Below are 17154 nucleotides of genomic sequence, written 5' to 3' on the forward strand. Positions count from 1 at the left end.
CCCGAGGGGAAGCCCGGGTTGAACTGAAGCTTTCGTGCAGCCGGGTGCAAGTGGCCGCTCAGGCGGCGACGACCCGCATCGGCTTGAGGATGCCCTCCACCTTGTGGCCCTTGCGCGCCCGCTTGCCCACGTGGCCGGCCAGGGCCGCCCCCTTGAGCAGTTCGTCCTTGGCCTTGCCGCCGCGGCCGGTGCCCAGCACGCGCAAGGCCTCGCCGCAGGTCGCGACGGAGAGCAGAGGATCCTTCGCATCCACGTCCATCAGCGTCAGGCCGCGGCCGCCCTTGGGCTGCAGCTTCAGCTCGCTCAGGGGATAGACCAGCAGGCGGCCCGACAGCGACAGGCAGGCCACCTGGCCATGGTTCGCCGCCACTGCGGCCGGCGGCAGTACGTGCTCCTTGTCCTCGAGGGCCAGGAAGCTCTTGCCCCCGCGCTGGCGCGTGGCCAGGTCGGCGCAGCGCGCCAGCAGTCCGAAGCCGCCGGTGTTGGCGAGCAGCAGCGTCGCCTCGCCGGCGCCGGCGAAGTAGTGCGCCGGCTGGGTGCCCGTCTCCAGCTCGATGAGCGAGGTGATGGGCTGGCCGTCGCCCCGCCCGCCCGGCAGCGTGGCCACCGCCACGTTGTAGACGCGGCCGTTGCTGCCGAACACGTAAAGCGTGTCGACCGAGCGGCAGGGGAAGGCGCCGTAGAGCTCGTCGCCCGCCTTGAAGGTCTGCGCCGCCACGTCCACCTCGTGGCCCTTGAGCGCCCTCACCCAGCCCTTCAGGCTGACGATCACCGTCACCGGCTCGTCGACGATCCTGACCTCGGCCACCGCGCGCTTTTCCTCCTGGATCAGCGTGCGGCGCTCGTCGCCGAACTGCTTCGCGTCGGCCTCGATCTCCTTGATCATCGTGCGCCGCAGGGCCGTCGGGCTGCTGAGGATGTCCTCCAGCCGGTTCTGCTCCTCGCGCAGGCTCTTGAGCTCCTGTTCGATCTTGATCGCCTCCAGCCGGGCCAGCTGGCGCAGCCGGATCTCGAGGATGTCCTCGGCCTGGCGATCGCTGAGCTTGAAGCGGTCGATCAGGGCCTGCTTGGGCTCGTCCGAATTCCGGATGAGGTGGATCACCTCGTCGATGTTCAGCAGCACCAGCTGCCGGCCCTCGAGCACGTGCACGCGGTCCAGCACCTTCTGCAGCCGGTGCTGCGAGCGGCGCTGGACCGTCGCCTGGCGGAACGCGATCCACTCGGCGAACATCTGGCGCAGGCTCTTCTGCGTCGGCCGGCCGTCCAGGCCCACCATGGTCAGGTTGACCGGCGCGCTGGACTCGAGGCTGGTGTGGGCGAGCAGCGTGTGGATGAGCTCCTGCTGGCCCACCGTGCGGCTCTTGGGCTCGAAGACCAGGCGCACCGGCGCATCCTTGTTGGATTCGTCGCGCGCCGTGTCCAGCACGGCCAGCACAGCCGCCTTGAGCTGGTTCTGCTCCGCGGTGAGCGCCTTCTTGCCGGCCTTCACCTTCGGATTGGTGAGCTCCTCGATCTCCTCCAGCACCTTCTGCGAGCTGCTGCCCGGCGGCAGCTCGGTGACCACCAGCTGCCACTGGCCCCGGGCCAGGTCCTCGATCTTCCAGCAGGCCCGCACCTTGAGGCTGCCGCGGCCGCTGGTGTAGGCAGCGCGGATGTCGGCGGCGCTGGAGATGACCTGGCCGCCGCCCGGGAAGTCCGGCCCGGGCAGCAGGCCGAAGAGCTCGTCATCGGTCAGCTTGTCGTTGCGGATCAGCGCCACGGCGGCTGCAGCCACCTCGCGCAGGTTGTGGCTCGGGATCTCGGTGGCGAGGCCCACCGCGATGCCGGAGGCGCCGTTGAGCAGCGCAAAAGGCAGGCGGGCCGGCAGCAGGCGGGGCTCTGTCTCGCTGCCGTCGTAGTTCGGCGAGAAATCCACCGTGCCCTCGTCGATCTCGTCGAGCAGCAGGCGCGCGATGGGCGACAGGCGCGCCTCGGTGTAGCGCATCGCCGCCGCACCATCGCCGTCACGGCTGCCGAAGTTGCCGTGGCCGTCGATCAGCGGATAGCGCAGGCTGAAGCTCTGCGCCATGCGCACCAGGGCGTCGTAGGCCGCCTGGTCGCCGTGCGGGTGGTACTTGCCCAGCACGTCGCCGACCACCTTGGCGCATTTCACGGGCTTGGGCCCGGAGGCGGTCGTGAAGCCCAGGCCCAGGCGGTCCATCGCGAAGAGGATGCGGCGCTGGACGGGCTTCTCGCCATCGCACACATCCGGCAAGGCACGGCCCTTGACGACGCTGAGCGCGTACTCGAGGTAGGCCCGCTCGGCATAGTGGGCCAGGGTGATCGCGTTGGGGCCGCCGCCGTCGCCGCCATCGGGCGCCGCGAAGGTCAGGGGAGTCTGTTCCATGAAGGTCTTTCGGGGATTCGGGAGATTCGTTCGCTGCGGACCGGCGGCTCACGCCGCGCCGCAAGGGGTTCAGCGCGTGCCGGGCCCCGCTGCCGTGGGGCCGGTGAGCTGCAGCGCCCGCGCCCGGCCCAGCTGGCGCTGCTGCAGCAGCGCCCAGTAGAGCTCCAGCACCATGTGCACGTGCGAGCGGGTTTCGTCGATCGCCGGCAGCTTGCCGCCTCGTACCCGGGATTCGCCGGCGTTCCACGCGGCCAGCGCCAGGTCCACGCCACCGAGGCGCCTCCACAGGTCGGCCAGCATTCGCGCACCGATGAGGACGTTGCTGCGGGCGTCGCGCAGGTGCTCGTCCACCGGGCGGTGGGCGACCTCCTCGCGGGTCAGGTAGCGCTCGGCGGTGGCCGGGGTGATCTGCATCAGGCCGACGGCGCCCCGCGGCGACACGCTGTCCCGGCGGTAGCCGGACTCGACGGTGATCAGCGCCTTGAGCAGTTCCGCGTCGATGCCGGTGGCCAGCTCGGCCTCCCTCAGCAGCGGTTGCACGGCCTTGACCTCGGGCGCGAACTCCAGCCAGGTCAGCAGCTTGCTGCGCGTCATCGTCTTGCCGGGGACGTGCTCGCCTGCCGCCGCGTCCTGTCCGCTGCCGCTCAGGACCGGTGTGTAGCGGGAGTCCAGCGCGCGATCGGCGAAGTGCGCGACGCCTGCTGCATCGACGTAAGCCCACAGCTCCGCCCGTACCGGCAGTGCCGCGGCGGCCAACACCAGCGCCAGCCACGCCTGCCTCATGCCAGGCCCTCCAGCGGCGCTTCGAGGCCAACGGCCTTGCGGGCCTGGTACTCGCGGTCCAGCAGGCTCATGACGACCAGCGAGTCGTAGCCGCTCACGCCATCGCTGGTGATGCGAACACTCTCGCGCAGCCGCCCCTCGACGACGAAGCCCTCGCTCTCGTACAGCGCCAGGGCACGGGTGTTGAGCGACTTCACGTCGAGCCAGAAGCGGTGCGCGCCCAGGTCGCCGAAGGCCATGGCCTTGAGCCGCCGCACGCAGGCCCGGCCCAGCCCCTGGCCCTTGGTCTGCAGCACGATGCGCTTGAGCTCGACGCTGCCGTGCGGGTTGCGGCAACCCTGGAGGATGACGAAGCCCAGGCGCTCGCGGCTGTCGCCCGCCTCCACGATGAAGTGGCGAAAGTCCGGGAAGCGGATCGCGCCCTCGTGCTGGGTGCGCTCCCAGGGCGTGATGAACGGCAGGTTGTGCTGGTCACGCTCGATCGCCACGACGGCGTCCAGGTCCGACACCATCGTGGGGCGAAGCGAGACGCGAGCAGTCATGAATCTTCGTGTTGTATCAGCCAAGGTGCTTGCGCGGATCCGGCTCTGCCGGTCCGCTGCAAGAGCCCCCTCGGGGGGCAGCGACCGGAAGGGAGCGTGGGGGCCTTAGATATCCACGTCGACCGTGTCGCCGTGCAGTTCCATCAACTCGCGCCGCGCCTGCGCCTCGCCCTTGCCCATGAGCTTCGTGAGCGACTCGGTGGTGGCCAGGCCATCCAGCAGGCCGTAGCCCACCTGCAGCAGGCGCCGCGTGTCCGGGTTCAGCGTAGTGTCCCAGAGCTGCTCCGCGTTCATTTCGCCAAGGCCCTTGAAGCGGCTGATGGTCCAGCTGCCTTCGCGCGCGCCTTCCTTGCGCAACTTGTCCAGCGAAGCTTCCAGCTCCCCCTCATCCAGCGCGTAGATCTTGGCCGCCGGCTTCTTGCCGCGCGCCGGCGCATCCACCCGGAACAACGGCGGCTTGGCCACATGGACATGGCCCGCCTCGATCAGCCTGGGGAAGTGGCGGAAGAACAGTGTCAGCAGCAGCACCTGGATGTGCGAGCCATCGACGTCGGCATCCGACAGGATGCAGACCTTGCCGTAGCGCAGGCCCGAAAGATCCGGCGAATCGGCCGGGCCGTGCGGATCCACGCCGATCGCCACCGAGATGTCGTGGATCTCGTTGTTCTTGAACAGCAGGTCGCGCTCGACCTCCCACGCATTGAGCACCTTGCCGCGCAGCGGCAGGATGGCCTGCGTCTCCTTGTTGCGGCCCATCTTCGCGGAGCCGCCGGCGGAATCGCCCTCGACGAGGAACAGCTCGTTCATCGTCAGGTCGCGGCTCTCGCAATCGGTGAGCTTGCCGGGCAGCACGGCGACGCCAGAGCCCTTGCGCTTTTCCACCTTCTGGCTCGCGCGCTGGCGCGTCTGGGCCTGCTTGATGACGAGCTCGGCGAGCTTGCGGCCGTGGTCCACGTGCTGCGAAAGCCACAGCTCGAGCGCCGGCTTGACGTACGCGGAGACCAGGCGCAGCGCATCGCGGCTGTTCAGCCGCTCCTTGGTCTGCCCCTGGAACTGCGGGTCCAGCACCTTGGCCGAGAGCACGAAGCTGGCGCGCGAGAACACGTCCTCAGGCATCAGCTTGACGCCCTTGGGCAGCAGCGAGTGCATCTCGATGAAACCCTTGACCGCGCCGAACAGACCGTCCTTCAGGCCCGCCTCGTGGGTGCCGCCGGCGACGGTCGGGATGAGGTTGACGTAGCTCTCGCGCAGCAGGTTGCCCTCTTCGGTGAAGGCCACGCACCAGGCCGCGCCCTCGCCTTCCGCGAAGTTCTCCGTCTCGCCCTTGTCGGCGTAGTGCTCGCCCTCGAACAGCGGGATCATCGGATCGGCCGCCAGCGACTGCTGCAGGTAGTCGCGCAGGCCGCCCTTGTAGAGCCAGGTCTGGGTCTCGCCGGACTTCTCGGTGATCAGGGTGACCGTCACGCCGGGCATCAGCACCGCCTTGCTGCGAAGCAGGTGCATCAGCTCGTGCCGTGGCAGCTCGGCGCTCTCGAAGTACTTCGGATCCGGCCAGACGCGCACCGAGGTGCCCTGCCTGCGCTCGCCGGACTGCGACTTGCGCAGGGCCAGCGGCTCGATCACGTCTCCGCCGGAGAACGCCAGTGCCGCATGCTGGCCTTCGCGCCACACACCGACCTGCAGGCGCTTGGCCAGGGCGTTGGTCACGCTGACGCCCACGCCGTGCAGGCCGCCCGAGAAGCTGTAGGCGCCGCCCGAGCCCTTGTCGAACTTGCCGCCGGCGTGAAGGCGCGTGAAGACGATCTCCACCACCGGCACCTGTTCTTCCGGGTGCAGGCCGAAGGGAATGCCGCGGCCGTCGTCATCGACGCTCACCGAGCCGTCGGAATGCAGGGTGACCGCGATGCGCTTGCCGAAGCCGGCGAGCGCCTCGTCGGCCGCGTTGTCGATGACCTCCTGCACGATGTGCAGCGGGTTGTCGGTGCGGGTGTACATGCCGGGCCGCTGCTTGACGGGCTCCAGCCCCTTGAGCACGCGGATCGACGCTTCGCCGTAGTTGACGGGTGTCTGAGCCATAGGGGCGCGATTTTAGGGAAGACACCCGGCCCACCCCTGACGATCCTTCGGCCTCATGAAACATATGGCAAATATTCTTCCGGTAAATTCTCCGGATGAGTGCCACCCCACCGAATGCTGACGCCAAGTTGTCGATGACCCAGGTGCTGATGTGCGGCGCTGCCGTCGTCACCCTGTCGATGGGGATACGGCACGGATTCGGGCTGTGGTTGCAGCCGATCACGATGGACCGCGGCTGGACGCGCGAGACCTTCGCCTTCGCGCTGGCTGTGCAGAACATCGCATGGGGCCTGGCCGGCCCGTTCGCCGGCATGCTGGCCGATCGCTTCGGCGCCTTCCGCGTGCTGGTGATCGGCGCACTGGCCTACGCGCTGGGCCTCGTCGGCATGGCCTTGTCCACCTCCGGCCTGGCCTTCACCGGGTCCACCGGCCTGCTGATCGGCATAGCGCAGTCCGGCACCACCTACGCCATCGTGTACGGAGTGATCGGCCGCAACGTGGCGCCGGAGCGCCGCTCGTGGGCCATGGGCATCACCGCGGCGGCCGGCTCCTTCGGGCAGTTCCTCATGGTGCCGGTGGAGAACTGGCTGATAGGCAGCTGGGGCTGGCAGAGCGCCCTGCTGGTGCTGGGCTGCGCCGCCCTGGCCATCGTGCCGCTGGCCTTCGGCCTGCACGAGCCCCGCGGCACCACGCAGGCCGGCGCGCACCACCAGAGCATCGGTGCCGCCCTGAAAGAGGCGTTTGCCTACCCGAGCTTCCGCTGGCTGACCGCCGGCTACTTCGTCTGCGGCTTCCAGGTGGTCTTCATCGGCGTCCACCTGCCCAGCTACCTGAAGGACCAGGGCCTGACGCCGGACGTGGCGACCACGGCTCTGGCGCTGGTCGGCCTGTTCAACGTCTTCGGCACATATACCGCCGGCGTCCTCGGCCAGCGCCTGGCCAAACGGCACATCCTGTCGGCCATCTATCTCGCGCGCTCGGTGGTCATCACGGTCTTCCTGCTGGTTCCGGTCAGCCCGGCGAGCGTCTACGTCTTCGCTTCGGTGATGGGCTTCCTCTGGCTGTCGACCGTGCCGCCGACCAATGCGGTCGTGGCGCAGATCTTCGGCGTCCAGTACATGTCCATGCTGGGCGGCATCGTGTTCCTCAGCCACCAGGTGGGCTCGTTCATGGGCGCTTGGCTCGGCGGCCGGCTGTACGGGCTGACGGGCAGCTACGACATCGTCTGGTACATCTCGATCGCGTTGGGCATCTTCGCCGCCCTGGCGAACATGCCCGTGCGGGAGACACCCATTCCACGCGTGGCGCCGCGGCCGGTGGTCGTCTGAGCCATGGCGGATTTGCAGCCTGTCCAGCCCTCTCGGCCCTGGGTGCGGGCGGTGGGCGTTGTGGCAGCGGTGGCCGCGTTGGCGCTGGTGTTCCTGGCCTACCGCAACCCGCACGCCGTGCTGGACCTGGCCAACCAGGTCTGGGCCTGCTTTTGACCATGCCCGACCACGCCCTGCCCCGCCCCAGCGACTGGCTGCTTCGCTGGGCCCACCTCATCCGGCCCGGCGGCAGCGTCCTGGATCTGGCCTGCGGGAGCGGTCGGCACGTGCGCTGGCTGGCGAGTGAGGGTTTTCGTGTGACGGCTGTCGACCGTGACCAGGCCGCAGTGGCGCCACTGCAGTCCCTGGCGGAGGTCATCGTCGCCGATCTGGAGAACGGGCCCTGGCCGCTGGGCGGGCGAAGCTTCGACGCCGTGGTCGTCACCAACTACCTCTGGCGCCCCCTGCTGCCGGCCATCGTCGCGGCCGTCGCGCCGGGCGGAGCGCTGCTCTACGAAACCTTCGCCGCCGGGCAGGAGACCCTCGGCAGGCCATCCCGGCCCGACTTCCTGCTACAGCCGGGCGAGCTGACAGCGGCCGCGGACGGGCTCGCCGTCGTGGCCTACGAATGCGGGCAGGCGGACGAGCCGCTTCGCTTCGTCCAGCGCATCGCCGCCGTGCGGGACGCCCCAGGACCGGTGGCCCGTCATCTTTGCGCCGTGTAAACCCGTTGGGCGGGGAGAAATTTCCCTCCCCCAGGGGCGGCTAAAATCGTCGGCTTGCAAGGAATCCTGATGAAACCGATTGTTGGCAGCATCGTCGCGCTGGTGACGCCGATGCATGAGGACGGCAGCGTCGACTATGCGGCGCTGCGCGCCCTGATCGACTGGCACATCGCCGAAGGCACTGATTGCATCGGCGTCGTCGGCACCACGGGCGAATCGGCCACCGTGTCGGTGGAAGAACACTGCGAGATCATCCGCGTTGCGGTCGACCACGCGGCGGGCCGAGTGCCCATCATGGCCGGCGCGGGCGCGAACTCCACCGCCGAGGCGATCAACCTGTCGCGCTTCGCGAAGGACGTCGGGGCCGATTGCACGCTGCAGGTGGTTCCCTACTACAACAAGCCCTCGCAGGAGGGGATCTACCGTCACTTCAAGGCGATTGCCGAGGCGGTGGACATCCCGATGGTGCTGTACAACGTGCCCGGCCGAACGGTCGCGGACATGCAGCACGACACCGTGATCCGCCTGGCCCAGGTGCCAGGCATCATCGGCATCAAGGAGGCGACCGGCAGCATCGAGCGCGCCGCCTGGCTGATCAAGCATGTCCCCGAGGGCTTCGCCGTCTACTCGGGAGACGACGGCACCGCGGTCGCGCTCATGCTGCTGGGCGGCCAGGGCAATGTCAGCGTCACGGCCAACGTCGCTCCGCGCCTGATGCACGAGATGTGCATGGCGGCGATCGAAGGCGACGTCAAGCGCGCCCGCGAGATCCACCTGCGCCTGCTGCCTCTGCATCGCCAACTCTTCTGCGAGCCGAGTCCTGCACCGGCCAAGTGGGCACTGGCGCAACTGGGCCGCTGCCGCCCGGGTGTCCGCCTGCCGCTGGTCGAGCTGACCGAAGCGGGCCAGGCACTGGTGGGTGGCGCGCTGCGCGACTGCGGCCTTGTCTGAGCTTCCGCCCTTCCCCTCACGAACCCTTGAAACGGCCCGCCCCGGCGGCTGCTGGCGAGACGACATGCATTCCAAGAAATCCGTATTCGCAATGACGCCGATGCGCGCCGCCGTGTTGCTGATGGCCGTCGGCCTGGGCGGCTGCTCGTTCCTCGGTGACACGACCCCGGGCAAGGACGCAATCGACTACCGCAGCGGCGCCGCCAAGGGCCCGATGCTCGAGGTGCCGCCCGACCTCACGCCGCTGGCCCGCGACGGCCGGTATCAACCGCAAGGCGGCTCGATCAGCGCCAGCACTCTCGGCACCCCGGCGGCACGCACCTCCTCCCCGAGCCCCACCGCTCCCACGATCGCAGTGCAGCAGGCTGGCGACGCCCACCTGGAACGCGCCGGCGATGACCGCTGGATCGTCACCAGCCAGGCTCCCGAGCAGGTGTGGCCCCGTGCCCGCCAGTTCTGGCTGGACCTGGGCTTCGTCATATCGCGCGAGAACGCCGAGGCGGGCACGCTGGAAACCGACTGGGCCGAAAACCGCGCCAAGCTGCCTAACGACCTGGTGCGGCGCACCCTGGGTTCGGTGCTGACCAACGTCTTCGATTCCGGCGAACGCGACCGCTTCATGATGCGGGTCGAGCGCGGCAGCAACGGCACCGAGGTCTACATCACGCACCACGGGATCGAAGAGCGGGTCATCGGCCGTGAAGCCACGGGGACGGTCCAGTGGGTCGCCCGTCCGTCGGACTCTCAACTCGAGCGCGAGATGCTCACTCGCCTGATGATCGCGCTGGGCGCCAAGGACGAGGTGGCGCGCACCGAAGTGGCCGCCACCACGTCGACGGCGCCATTGAAGGCTCGCGTCCTGAGCGGCCAGCCGGGCGCGGCCTTGCAGGTCGACGATGGACTGGAGCGTGCCTGGCGCCGTATCGGCCTGGCACTGGACCGGGGCGGCTTCACCGTGGAAGACCGCGACCGCAACCAGGGGCTCTACTTCGTCCGCTTCATCGACACGAAGGAAGCCGCCAAGGACGAACCGAACTTCTTCACCCGCTGGTTCCGCAGCGACGACCAGGCGGCCAAGGCACTCAACCGCTATCGCATCCAGGTCAAGGCCGAAGGCACCGGCACCGTCGTCAGCGTCCTGAACTACCAGGGCCAGCCGGACAACTCGGCCAATGCCCAGAAGATCGTTTCGCTCCTGGTCGACGAGCTGAAGCTTTGAACTTCGCCTCGCCATGAAAAGGGGCCGCATCGCGCGGCCCTTTTCTTTTGGAACTTTGCGGACAGCACCAACGACAAAGCCGCCCGCAGGCGGCTTTGTCGTTGGCATCGCCCAAGGCCGCGAAGCCCTGGGCGAAGGCTCCATTACTTGCTGGCAGCTTCCGAAGCGGCGGCAGCAGCGGCGGGAGCTTCCGAGGCGGCGGGCATCGCGGACGAAGCAGCGTCCATGGCAGCCGAGGCCACCGGAGCGGGAGCGGGCGCAGCCGGGGCAGCAGCCTCTTCCTTCTTGCCGCAAGCGGCCAGCACAGCGACAGCGATCAGGGAAGCCAACAGGAGCGACTTGTTCATGAATGTCCTCAAACTAAGAGTCGAACAATTACCGGTAATTTTGGAAGCTCGCTGTTCGCGCGCGCCTCCTCCTCGAGACAGACCAGGAAACTCGCCATGAACCCTCGAGCACTCGAGATACTCCAGGTGGTTGCTTCCTGTGCCTAGCCTTACATTATACCCACGCCTAGGGTGATCCCTAGAGTCCTAGTGTGACGGCAGGGAAGGCCTCGCTGGATCGTTGCGAAATAGCATCGATCTGCTCGTGCGCGTGCTGCACGTCTGCCGCGTCATGCCGAAGCCAGCCGCGCACCCGCTCGCGGTCCAGCAGCCGCAGCGCCAGGCGGTGATCCACGACCAGCAAGCTGGGCATGTCCGTGCCGGACACCCCCTCCGGCGAGCGACATGTGATCAGGTGCGAGAAGACCTGGCGCCATCGGGTCAGGCGCGGCATGGTCCGCCTGACGTGTTCGAAGTCCTGCCCCAGCCAGCTCACCCTGGCCCCGGGCATGCGCGACCAATGGGTGAGGGATTCGATGGTCGCAGGCTCGTCCAGCGGCCATTCGCTGAAGTCCGGAGATACCCACCACATATGACGAATACCGCCGTCGCAGGCACTCGAAATGAGCGCCCGGACCGCGCCCTGGAATTCTGTTCGGGAACCGATCAATCCGGCTGGTGCAGCCTTCAGAAGGAGATCTTCGCTTGCATCCATTTCGTCAGTCGTCCGTGCCGTGAATCCACCCGGCCTCCACCCAGTCGGCCAGCAATTCGAATGCATCGCCACCGAGTTGGGCGACCGCGCGTGCAGCGAGCATGCGCTCGTCCGCCAGCGCCCGCATCAACCGCGCATCGCGGCCCGAAGCCCGAAACGACTCGCCGTTGATGAACACATGGTGGGTGTCATACATCATCCGCGTACGTGCGTCCAGGCGGACGCCCTGGCCTTGGCCCAGCGTTCCGCCGCCATCGAACCAGACGATGGACTTCGGCTCGGTCAGGGTCTCGCCCAAGGCGCAGGCCAGGCTGTTGGCATCGTTGAGCGCCTGCACGACCGCCTTCTGCGCGAAGTGCTGCAAGGCCTGCGGTATCAGGCCGGGAGTCGCCGTCGCCGCGCCGGCCGGGTCGCGATAGTGCGGCTCGTCGCCGGGCGCCTCCAGGGCGTCGGTCAGGCGCTGCAGCACGTCACGCGCGAGTTCGGTGGGCGTGGGGGTTCGAAAGCCGATCGAGCAGGTCATGCAGTCGTCTCCGACGGCCACGCCGTCGTGGCCCCAACGCGGCGGCAAATACAGCATGTCGCCGGGCTCGAGCAGCCATTCCTCGGTCGGGTGGAGGTTCGCCAGCAGCTTGACCGGCATGTCCGGCACGAGTGAAGCATCTCGCACCGGGCCGACACGCCAGCGCCGCCGTCCGCTGACCTGCAAGAGGAAGACGTCGTACGAATCCAGGTGCGGCCCGACACCGCCGCCATCACTGGCGTAGGAGATCATCAGGTCGTCCATCCGCGCCTCCGGCAGGAAGCGGAAAGCGTCGAGGAGGCTCCTTGCCGCCGGCACGTGCAGATCCAGGCCCTGAACGAGCAGCGTCCAGCCGGGCCGGCTGCGGGGCGGGATCTGGCGCCGCTTGAACGGCCCGTGCCGCAGGGTCCAGCGCTCGCCCGCCTGGGCGACGATCCGCGATTCCACGTCGTCACGCCCCGCGAGCTCGAAAAGTGCGTTTCGCTCGATCGGCGAGCGCACGCCGGGCACCGCCTGACGGATCAGGCAGGGTGTCTTCTGCCAATGCCGGCGCATGAACTGGCGCGGCGACAGTTGGCCCAGGAGGGGCAGTCTGCGGTCGATATCCATCGACGGATTGTCTTTCAGCCTATGCGATCATCCCCTGATGAACATCACCTCCCCCTGCGTCGTGACGCTGGTCTGGACGCTCACAGACGCACAGGGCCAACTGATCGACGACCTCGACGAGCCGGTCGAGTTCTTCTACGGCGGAACCGATCTGCTGCCCAAGGTCGAGGAAGCGCTCGCCGACCAGCAACCCGGATTCGAGACCCAGCTGCAGCTCGAGCCCGAGCAGGCCTTCGGCGACTACAACGCCGAACTCGTCTGCTACGAGGAACGCTCGCTGTTCCCGGAGGGCGTCGAGCCAGGCATGCAGTTCGAAGGCCTGCCCGACGGCGCCAGCACCACCGGCATGCCGGATGACCTGATCTACACCGTGACCGAGGTCTACCCCTCTCACGTGGTGCTCGACGCCAACCACCCGCTCGCCGGCATGGCCCTGCGCATCAAGCTCAAGGTGCTCGACGTCCGGCCGGCCACGGTCGATGAGGTCGGCGCCGGCTCGGTGGGCGACTCGCCCTTCTCGGTCCTGGACGGTGCGCCGCCGGACGAGCCGCTGCACTGATCGCAGGCCTGCGCGGCTGTCCAGGCCGCCGCGCACAGGGTGGCGTCAGGTCCTGCCGCTGGATCCGAAGCCGCCTTCGCCGCGGTCGCTTTGCTCGAAGGTCTCGACACGCCTGAAGGTGGCCTGCACGACAGGCACGATCACCATTTGGGCGATGCGCTCCATCGGCTGGATCGTGAAGGCCGTCTGGCCCCGGTTCCAGCAGCTGACCATCAGTTGCCCCTGGTAGTCCGAATCGATCAGGCCGACCAGGTTGCCCAGCACGATGCCGTGCTTGTGGCCGAGGCCGGAGCGGGGAAGGATCATCGCTGCCAGGCCCGGATCCTCGATGTGGATGGCCAGCCCGGTCGGGATCAGCGTCGTCTGGCCCGCGGCCAGCTCGACCGCCTCGCCCAGGCAGGCACGCAAGTCCAGGCCGGCGCTGCCGGGGGTCGCATAGGCGGGCAGGTGGCCGGCTACGCGTTCGTCCAGCACCTTGATGTCGATCGTCGTGTTCACGTGGGGTTCTTCAATCGGTGGGCGATCTCTCGCACGAGCTCGCGCGCAAGCGCCTGCTTGCCGCCGGTCGGGATCTCTCGATGGCCATGTTCATCGACCAGCAGCAGCGTGTTGTCGTCCCGGCCGAAGGTGGCCGGGCCCAGGTTGCCGACGATGAGCGGGATGCCCTTTCGCTCGCGCTTGGCCTGGGCATGGGCGAGCAGCTCGCGGCTTTCGGCCGCAAAACCGACGCAGTACGGCGGCCGCGGCAGACGCGCCACGGCGGCGAGGATGTCCGGGTTCTCGGCCATCGCGATGCTCGGCGCCTGCCCGCTGCCGTCCTTCTTGATCTTGTGCTCCTGGACCTCCGCCGGCCGCCAGTCGGCCACTGCCGCCGTGGCGATGAACACGTCCTGCGAAGCCGCCAGCGGAAGCACGGCCTCATGCATCTGCCGGGCACTGTGCACGTCCACGCGCGCCACCCCGCGAGGCGTCGCAAGCGCCACCGGCCCGGCCACCAGCGTCACGCGCGCGCCCGCCTCGCGCGCGGCGCGAGCCAGGGCGAAGCCCATCTTTCCGCTCGATCGGTTGGTGATGCCGCGAACCGGGTCGATCGCCTCGTATGTCGGCCCGGCGGTGATCAGGACCGACCGGCCGGCCAGGACCTTCGGCTGGAAGAAGGCCGTCAGCTCCTCGACCAGGTCCTCGGGCTCGAGCATGCGGCCATCCCCGACCTCGCCACAGGCCTGGTCGCCCGCGTCCGGGCCGAGCAGCGTGGCGCCATCGGCGCGCAGCTGCGCCGCATTCCGCTGCGTGGCCGGATGGGCCCACATCTCGCGGTTCATCGCCGGTGCCAGCAGCAGCGGGCAGCGCTCGATCGGCCGCGCCAGGCACAGCAGGGAAAGCAACTCGTCCGCCCGCCCCTGCGCCAGCCGGGCCATGAAATCCGCACTCGCCGGCGCCACCAGCACCGCATCGGCCTCGCGCGAGAGGTTGATGTGCGGCATGTTATTGGGCTCTCGCGCATCCCACTGGCTGGTGTAGACCGGCCGGCCCGACAGGGCCTGCAAGGTGATCGGCGTGATGAAGGCCTCGGCGCCTTCGGTCATCACCACCTGCACCGTCGCACCCGCCTGGATCAGCTGGCGGACCAGCTCGGCGGACTTGTAGCAGGCGATGCCTCCGGACAGGCCCAGCACCAGGTGCCGGCCGGCCAGATCAGTCGAGTTCGTGGCCATCGTCGGGCCCGTCACTGCATCTGCGCGCCGTGGCACTTCTTGAACTTCTTGCCGCTGCCGCAGGGGCATGGGTCGTTGCGGCCCGGCAGGGCCTCCACCCGGCGCGGGGGCGGCTTGGGCGCATGGTCGAGCCAGTACAGGCGCAGGTCCTGCGCCGCGTAGAGCGCCTCCTGGATCAGCTCGTCCCGGCTGAGCTGCTCGCCTTCGTACAGGTCCTCGAAGACCTCCTTCAGGTCGTCCTCATCCATCGTCAACGAAGCGATCCGGATGATGGTCTCGTCGTAGAGCTGGCCTTCCTCGGTCTCCATGTCGGGCTCGGGCCAGTCCTTGGGGAAGTCGTTCATCGCGTCGAGGAAGCCCATCGCCCAGACCTCGCCGGTCTGCTCGAGCAGCGCCACTTCCTCCGGCTTGACGTGACCTTCGTCGATCAGGCGTTGCTTGTCCTCGTCCGTGAGCTCGATCATCAGCGGCGCGAGGCGCAACACATCCGGGTCGTCCAGGATCAGTTCGGGATCGAGCTGGTCGGCCAGCACGCCCCAGCGCGCTTCGATGACCTCGCGTGCGGCGCCCGCGTCAGCCGGGTCGGCGAAAGTTCGCTCGAACACGCCCTCGGCGAAGACCGGCAGCCATTCTTCGTGCTCGATGCGCCGGGGCCCGGCCAGCAGGGCCGACATGTAGCCGTCCAGCCATTCCAGCGACACCCGGTCGTCGAAGCCCGCCATGCGCTGGCACAGGCCCTCCAGGGCCTCGATCTCTTGCTCGCTGCTCATGCGGGGTTCGGTCATGCCGCCCTCCTCGTTCTCACTTCCAATGCAGCCGGCAAGTGTCGCATGCCGGCGCGCACCCTTCGCTCAGGCACGGGGCGGTTCGCCTTCGGTGGACGCCGTCCAGCGCGGCGGCTCGGGGTGCAGCCTGGCCATCAGGAGCGAGTCGACGAACTGCCCGTCGCGCAGCGCATAGGCGCGCTGCCGGCCTTCGAGCTCGAAGCCGAACTTCCGGTACAGCGCCTGGGCCCTGAGGTTGTCCGCATACACACCCAGCTCGACGCGCAGAACGCCCAGCCAGTTGTCGGCGTAGTCCATCAGGGCCTGCATCAGAGCCGTCCCGAGGCCCCGGCCCTGCCATGGCACCGAGACCGACATGCCCAGGCTCATCACGTGCCGCCGCCGAAGGTGCGGGCCGGTGGGGTGCAGGCCGGCGCTCGCGACGATCTCGCCTTGCACTTCCGCCACCAGGTGCAGCTCCGGGTTGTGGCCAGTGACTTGCTGGGCGGCCAGGCGGGCGCGCCACATCTCGGCATCGGGAAAGGGCAGCTGCAGCAACTGCGAGTAGACCGCCGGCTCCTGCATCATCCTCACAAAGCCGTCGGCGTCCGCCGGACGCGCGCGCCGAAGGATCCACGGGGTGTCGCTCATGGTGGGTCAAGAAAAATGCAGGCCACCGATGCGAAGCCAGGGCAGCACGGTGGCGCCCGTGTCCAGGCGCTCGCGGCTCACGCCCAGCAGGTCCTTGAGCATGCGCGCCATGTTGCCGCTGATCATCACCTCCGAAAGGGCAGCGCCGGGGGTGCCTCCCTCGATCCGGAAGCTGTTCTTGATCACGCCAGAGAAGTCGCCGTTGGCCGCCGGAACGCCCATCGACAGCCGGCCGACGATCGCCCCTTTGGAGACTTGCTCGACCAGCCGCGAGCGCGACTCGCCGCCCGCAGCCATCTCCCAGCCGTAGACACTGGGCACGTGCGGCAAGCCCGTCTTGCGGCTGCCGTAGAGGCTGGGCAGCAGCGTCAGCAATCGGCCCTCACGCACCAGCTCGACCGGCGCCGCCTGGCAGGCGTCGGGAGACACCGGCACCACCCCTGGAGCCTGGAAGCGGCTGCGCACACCCAGAGCCGGCGCGGCGATCGTCTCGCCCACGCATTCCCGGTAGAGCGAGCTGCCGGCGATGAGCTGGGCGTCGCCCAGCTGGCCGAGCAGCCAGTCCAGCAGGTCGCCCACGGCCGGCGGGGTCAGGATGACCTCCCCCACGAACTTGGCGCCCAGCGGCTGCGTCTCGATCTGCTGCGAGGTGTCGCGCATCATCTCGCCAATGCCGAAGCAGGCCTCGGCCGGCACGCCCTTGAGCGAATGCGCGTCTCCCCCAGCCACATTGAACGAGCTGGCGCGCCCCCCGTCCCGCGCGGTGCCGAACGCGCTGAGCGAAACCCAACCGGCCCGCCAGGCCAGATCGCTGCCGCCGGTGGTGAGGGTGCAGGATTCGGACAGGTGGTGGGCCGACACGCCCTCCTCGATCGAGAAACGGGGCGTCTCGCGGGCGCGGAACTCCAGCAGCCCGGCCATGGTGTCGGCCAGGCCGGCCGGGTCCGGCTCCAGCGGACCCTGGACGATGCGGGCGCGCTGGCCAGCCGACACGACATTGGCGGCGTCCTGCGGGGCAGCACGCGCGGCATCGAACAGCTCCGCCACGGCGCGGCGCACGGTCTCGCCGTCGAACGTGCCGAGTTCGGCACTCGCGCGGCGCCCGTCGAGCACCCCCAGCAGGGAAAGGCGGCTCTGCTCGGTGCTGCGCATGAGGCTGGCCTCGTCGTGGGCCACGTTCAGCTCGCACTGGCGATGCATGCCGGCATTGACCTGGGCCTGGTCGAAGCCCTGGTCACGCAGCCAGCCCAGCACCCGCTCGGCCTGGTCGCGCAGGGCGGCGTCGAAATCGCTCTCGGGCATG

General features: G+C 68.8%; 17 protein-coding genes. 5 read left to right on the plus strand and 12 right to left on the minus strand.

Translation table 11 applies throughout. From position 1 onward, the window contains the following. Positions 1–58: 58 nt before the first annotated feature. The 4 genes from parC to ACS5PM_RS01155 form a co-directional block, all read right to left on the minus strand. Positions 59–2386, minus strand: coding sequence for a DNA topoisomerase IV subunit A (gene parC, locus ACS5PM_RS01140; RefSeq protein ID WP_439384540.1), 2328 nt, complete (start codon positions 2384–2386; stop codon positions 59–61). A 69-nt stretch (positions 2387–2455) separates the two neighbouring features. Beyond that, entirely contained in the window at positions 2456–3169 is a 714-nt protein-coding gene (locus ACS5PM_RS01145) for a lytic transglycosylase domain-containing protein (protein ID WP_439384542.1), read from the minus strand. After that, positions 3166–3711: a GNAT family N-acetyltransferase gene (locus ACS5PM_RS01150; protein ID WP_439384545.1), complete on the minus strand. Its 546-nt coding sequence runs from the start codon at positions 3709–3711 to the stop codon at positions 3166–3168. Before ACS5PM_RS01150 ends, ACS5PM_RS01145 begins: the two co-directional genes overlap by 4 nt. A 105-nt stretch (positions 3712–3816) precedes the next feature. After that, positions 3817–5787: a DNA topoisomerase IV subunit B gene (locus tag ACS5PM_RS01155; RefSeq protein WP_439384547.1), complete on the minus strand. Its 1971-nt coding sequence runs from the start codon at positions 5785–5787 to the stop codon at positions 3817–3819. Positions 5788–5882: 95 nt separating this feature from the next. Between ACS5PM_RS01155 and ACS5PM_RS01160 the strand changes: the two genes are divergently transcribed. The 4 genes from ACS5PM_RS01160 to bamC all read left to right on the plus strand — a co-directional run bounded on the left by ACS5PM_RS01160 (position 5883) and on the right by bamC (position 9989). Then, positions 5883–7115: an MFS transporter gene (locus ACS5PM_RS01160; RefSeq protein WP_439384549.1), complete on the plus strand. Its 1233-nt coding sequence runs from the start codon at positions 5883–5885 to the stop codon at positions 7113–7115. Between the two features lie 158 nt (positions 7116–7273). Further along, positions 7274–7819 carry a class I SAM-dependent methyltransferase gene (locus tag ACS5PM_RS01165; RefSeq protein WP_439384552.1) on the plus strand — a complete coding sequence of 182 codons (546 nt, stop codon included), beginning with the start codon at positions 7274–7276 and terminating at the stop codon, positions 7817–7819. A 69-nt stretch (positions 7820–7888) separates the two neighbouring features. Continuing rightward, a complete protein-coding gene (gene dapA / locus ACS5PM_RS01170) occupies positions 7889–8770 on the plus strand; it encodes a 4-hydroxy-tetrahydrodipicolinate synthase (protein ID WP_439384554.1) in 882 nt (293 codons plus the stop codon). A gap of 91 nt (positions 8771–8861) precedes the next feature. After that, positions 8862–9989 (plus strand): NlpB/DapX family lipoprotein, encoded by a 1128-nt coding sequence (gene bamC, locus ACS5PM_RS01175; RefSeq protein ID WP_439384556.1) that lies wholly within the window; start codon positions 8862–8864, stop codon positions 9987–9989. A 143-nt stretch (positions 9990–10132) separates the two neighbouring features. On the opposite strand, the gene ACS5PM_RS01180 is transcribed toward bamC, so the two are convergent. The 3 genes from ACS5PM_RS01180 to ACS5PM_RS01190 all read right to left on the minus strand — a co-directional run bounded on the left by ACS5PM_RS01180 (position 10133) and on the right by ACS5PM_RS01190 (position 12162). Further along, positions 10133–10336, minus strand: coding sequence for a hypothetical protein (locus ACS5PM_RS01180; RefSeq protein ID WP_439384558.1), 204 nt, complete (start codon positions 10334–10336; stop codon positions 10133–10135). A gap of 178 nt (positions 10337–10514) precedes the next feature. After that, positions 10515–11030, minus strand: a complete 516-nt coding sequence (locus tag ACS5PM_RS01185; protein WP_439384560.1) for a hypothetical protein — start codon at positions 11028–11030, stop codon at positions 10515–10517. Between the two features lie 4 nt (positions 11031–11034). Beyond that, positions 11035–12162, minus strand: a complete 1128-nt coding sequence (locus ACS5PM_RS01190) for a cupin domain-containing protein (RefSeq protein WP_439384562.1) — start codon at positions 12160–12162, stop codon at positions 11035–11037. A 37-nt stretch (positions 12163–12199) separates the two neighbouring features. On the opposite strand from ACS5PM_RS01190, the gene ACS5PM_RS01195 reads away from it, so the two are divergent. After that, positions 12200–12721, plus strand: coding sequence for an FKBP-type peptidyl-prolyl cis-trans isomerase (locus ACS5PM_RS01195; RefSeq protein ID WP_439384564.1), 522 nt, complete (start codon positions 12200–12202; stop codon positions 12719–12721). 45 nt (positions 12722–12766) lie between these two features. Here the strand turns inward: ACS5PM_RS01195 and dut are convergent, their stop codons facing one another. The 5 genes from dut to ACS5PM_RS01220 all read right to left on the minus strand — a co-directional run bounded on the left by dut (position 12767) and on the right by ACS5PM_RS01220 (position 17153). After that, entirely contained in the window at positions 12767–13219 is a 453-nt protein-coding gene (gene dut / locus ACS5PM_RS01200; protein ID WP_439384566.1) for a dUTP diphosphatase, read from the minus strand. Further along, on the minus strand, positions 13216–14436 hold the full coding sequence (gene coaBC / locus ACS5PM_RS01205; RefSeq protein WP_439384568.1) for a bifunctional phosphopantothenoylcysteine decarboxylase/phosphopantothenate--cysteine ligase CoaBC: 1221 nt from the start codon (positions 14434–14436) through the stop codon (positions 13216–13218). The genes dut and coaBC overlap by 4 nt, the downstream gene beginning before the upstream one ends. 11 nt (positions 14437–14447) lie before the next feature. Continuing rightward, a complete protein-coding gene (locus ACS5PM_RS01210) occupies positions 14448–15221 on the minus strand; it encodes a UPF0149 family protein (RefSeq protein WP_439384570.1) in 774 nt (257 codons plus the stop codon). 66 nt (positions 15222–15287) lie between these two features. Then, positions 15288–15851, minus strand: coding sequence for a GNAT family N-acetyltransferase (locus tag ACS5PM_RS01215; protein WP_439384572.1), 564 nt, complete (start codon positions 15849–15851; stop codon positions 15288–15290). 6 nt (positions 15852–15857) lie between these two features. Beyond that, positions 15858–17153: a metallopeptidase TldD-related protein gene (locus ACS5PM_RS01220; protein WP_439384574.1), complete on the minus strand. Its 1296-nt coding sequence runs from the start codon at positions 17151–17153 to the stop codon at positions 15858–15860. Position 17154 lies beyond the last annotated feature (1 nt).

Origin of the sequence: Ideonella flava (assembly GCF_051857595.1) — a bacterium.
Taxonomy (GTDB): Bacteria; Pseudomonadota; Gammaproteobacteria; order Burkholderiales; family Burkholderiaceae_C; genus Ideonella.

Excerpts from the sequence above, each read along its gene's own strand:
- ACS5PM_RS01210 (WP_439384570.1), bottom strand. The coding sequence starts at position 15,221 with ATGACCGAACCCCGCATGAGCAGCGAGCAAGAGATCGAGGCCCTGGAG.
- dapA (WP_439384554.1), top strand. The coding sequence starts at position 7,889 with ATGAAACCGATTGTTGGCAGCATCGTCGCGCTGGTGACGCCGATGCAT.
- ACS5PM_RS01180 (WP_439384558.1), bottom strand. The coding sequence starts at position 10,336 with ATGAACAAGTCGCTCCTGTTGGCTTCCCTGATCGCTGTCGCTGTGCTG.
- ACS5PM_RS01190 (WP_439384562.1), bottom strand. The coding sequence starts at position 12,162 with ATGGATATCGACCGCAGACTGCCCCTCCTGGGCCAACTGTCGCCGCGC.
- ACS5PM_RS01220 (WP_439384574.1), bottom strand. The coding sequence starts at position 17,153 with ATGCCCGAGAGCGATTTCGACGCCGCCCTGCGCGACCAGGCCGAGCGG.
- ACS5PM_RS01195 (WP_439384564.1), top strand. The coding sequence starts at position 12,200 with ATGAACATCACCTCCCCCTGCGTCGTGACGCTGGTCTGGACGCTCACA.
- ACS5PM_RS01185 (WP_439384560.1), bottom strand. The coding sequence starts at position 11,030 with ATGGATGCAAGCGAAGATCTCCTTCTGAAGGCTGCACCAGCCGGATTG.
- ACS5PM_RS01145 (WP_439384542.1), bottom strand. The coding sequence starts at position 3,169 with ATGAGGCAGGCGTGGCTGGCGCTGGTGTTGGCCGCCGCGGCACTGCCG.
- ACS5PM_RS01165 (WP_439384552.1), top strand. The coding sequence starts at position 7,274 with ATGCCCGACCACGCCCTGCCCCGCCCCAGCGACTGGCTGCTTCGCTGG.
- ACS5PM_RS01150 (WP_439384545.1), bottom strand. The coding sequence starts at position 3,711 with ATGACTGCTCGCGTCTCGCTTCGCCCCACGATGGTGTCGGACCTGGAC.
- ACS5PM_RS01215 (WP_439384572.1), bottom strand. The coding sequence starts at position 15,851 with ATGAGCGACACCCCGTGGATCCTTCGGCGCGCGCGTCCGGCGGACGCC.
- bamC (WP_439384556.1), top strand. The coding sequence starts at position 8,862 with ATGACGCCGATGCGCGCCGCCGTGTTGCTGATGGCCGTCGGCCTGGGC.
- coaBC (WP_439384568.1), bottom strand. The coding sequence starts at position 14,436 with ATGGCCACGAACTCGACTGATCTGGCCGGCCGGCACCTGGTGCTGGGC.
- ACS5PM_RS01155 (WP_439384547.1), bottom strand. The coding sequence starts at position 5,787 with ATGGCTCAGACACCCGTCAACTACGGCGAAGCGTCGATCCGCGTGCTC.
- parC (WP_439384540.1), bottom strand. The coding sequence starts at position 2,386 with ATGGAACAGACTCCCCTGACCTTCGCGGCGCCCGATGGCGGCGACGGC.
- ACS5PM_RS01160 (WP_439384549.1), top strand. The coding sequence starts at position 5,883 with ATGAGTGCCACCCCACCGAATGCTGACGCCAAGTTGTCGATGACCCAG.